Origin of the sequence: Frankia sp. AgKG'84/4 (assembly GCF_023242965.2) — a bacterium.
Lineage (GTDB): Bacteria > Actinomycetota > Actinomycetes > Frankiales > Frankiaceae > Frankia.
This window is the reverse complement of record NZ_JALKFU020000981.1, coordinates 1-1,947: the sequence shown is the minus strand read 5'-3', so window position 1 is coordinate 1,947 and position 1,947 is coordinate 1. Positions and strand designations below refer to the sequence as shown.

The 1,947-nt window shown below is 72.0% G+C and carries 1 protein-coding gene; it reads right to left on the bottom strand.

Annotated features, from left to right (window positions below; genetic code table 11):
* Window positions 1-1,086: 1,086 nt before the first annotated feature.
* A complete protein-coding gene (hemQ, locus tag MXD58_RS26565) occupies window positions 1,087-1,782 on the bottom strand; it encodes a hydrogen peroxide-dependent heme synthase (protein WP_248840178.1) in 696 nt (231 codons plus the stop codon).
* Window positions 1,783-1,947: the final 165 nt, after the last annotated feature.

Sequence of the window (1,947 nt, the reverse complement as noted above, 5' to 3'; positions counted from 1 at the left end):
GGACGGGGCTGGGCCGGCGGGTACGCGCCGGCGGGGGCACCACTACGCGGGGAGGCGACGACGTTCGGCCCGGCACCGCCCCGGCGGTGCCCTGACATGGTCTCGGTCACCGCTCACCCCCCACGGCGCCCGCGGGCCGGCGGCGGGCCCGCGTGCAGACGCTCGCGATCCGAGCGACCCGGACTGGGCTCATGCTGATCGCCCACGCCGCAAGAACAGTTCGGTCTGTCCGTATTCAGGTAGTTCCGCCGTCCCGACGTGTTCCGCCGACCGCCCGGTCCGGGCAGTTCGGCACACCCCGGCCGATCTCCACTCGAGCTGGAAACCCCCGCATCTCGCCGCGACTCGCTCAGACGGCCACGAGCTCATCCCTCGGTGATGCATCGACCGGACCTCCAGCGATCTTGCCCCGCAACTGACTGTGGGCCACCGTGGACAGCGGGCCGGCCACTCACCCGTCAAGCGTGGGCGCCTGGGCCACCTCAGCGCGCCGCGGGGCGAACCGGACCAGCGGACGCCGACGAGGCCGGCCTGCCATGGTCACGGGGCAACGTTACCGGCTCTCTGCGGCCGATCCACCAGCGGCCCGACAAAGCGACCGGGTGGCGACGGCGGGACCGCCGGCTGTTGCGGCGGCGTCAGGCGTCCGTTTGTGGCGCCCCAAGGTAACAGAGTTCGGGTCGAGTTCCGGTAACCCGGTGTAGCGATTTTCGACGTTCTTCCGCTTGTCCCGACTTATCCGACTGCAGCCGTCCACCGGCACGCTGCGTATACATAAAGCGCCGACGATGCTACGTTGCGTCAGGACGCCCCGGCCCTGCCGGGGAGCCGACGGCCACCCTCCCGCACGGGTGCCGACGGGAGAGGACCGTGCGCTTCACGCCGCCGAGCGGCCGGGGAGGGCGCGGGTGCGGGACGGTCGGCGCCTGCCGGACGGGTGGGGGCGCCCAGGCAGGCGCCGGCTGCTGACCAGGCGAGCGGGTCCACCACAGCACGGGGCTTCCCCGGTGACAGCGGATGATCCGCGCCGCGTCGGGTGGCCTCGGAAGCCGGCCACCGGCCACCGAGGCGTCCCGGATCGCGAGGTCAGGGCAGGGCGGCGACGATGTCGGCGATCGACTTGCGGGGGCCCGTGTAGAACGGCGTCTCCAGGCGGGTGTGCCGCCGGGCCGCGCTGGCGCGCAGATGACGGATGCAGTCGACGATCCGGTGCAGCTCGTCGGCCTCGAAGGCGAGCAGCCACTCGTAGTCACCCAGACCGAACGAGGCGACGGTGTTCGCCCGGACGTCCTCGTACTCGCGTCCCATGATCCCGTGTTCGGCGAGCATCCCGCGCCGCTCGTAGTCCGGCAGGAGATACCACTCGAGCGACCGGTTGAACGGGTACACGCAGGCATACCCGCGCGGGTCCTCCCGGCGCACGAACGCCGGGATGTGGTTGCGGTTGAACTCGGCGGGGCGGTGCAGGCCGACCGCCGACCACACCGGGCGCAGATGCCCGCCCAGCGCCGTCTGCCGAAACCGCTGGTAGGTCTCCTGTAGCAGGTCGGGATCGGGGCTGGTCCACCAGACCATGAGGTCCGCGTCCGCCCGGTAGCCGGACAGCTCGTACACCCCGCGGGTGTAGACGTCCTTCTCGAGGGCGCCGTCCAGCATGGTGTTGACCTCGTTCGTCAGGGAGGTCCGATCGGCCGGCAGCGGACGGTCGGCGGCGAAGACCGACCATCCGGTGTAGAGCATCTCAGCGTTGAGATCATTCGCGGACTTCGTGGACTCCGGCATAACCCGTCTCCTTGTCGGCCGGCCGGATCGACCCCGGCCGGATGGCTCTCAGACTCCCGGGCCGAGGGCGTCTGCCTGCGCCGGGCTGCCCGCCGGCCGGGCGGTCCGCAGCACCGTCGCGGCGGCGGCCTCCCCCGACCGGATGCAGGCCGGGATGCCGACGCC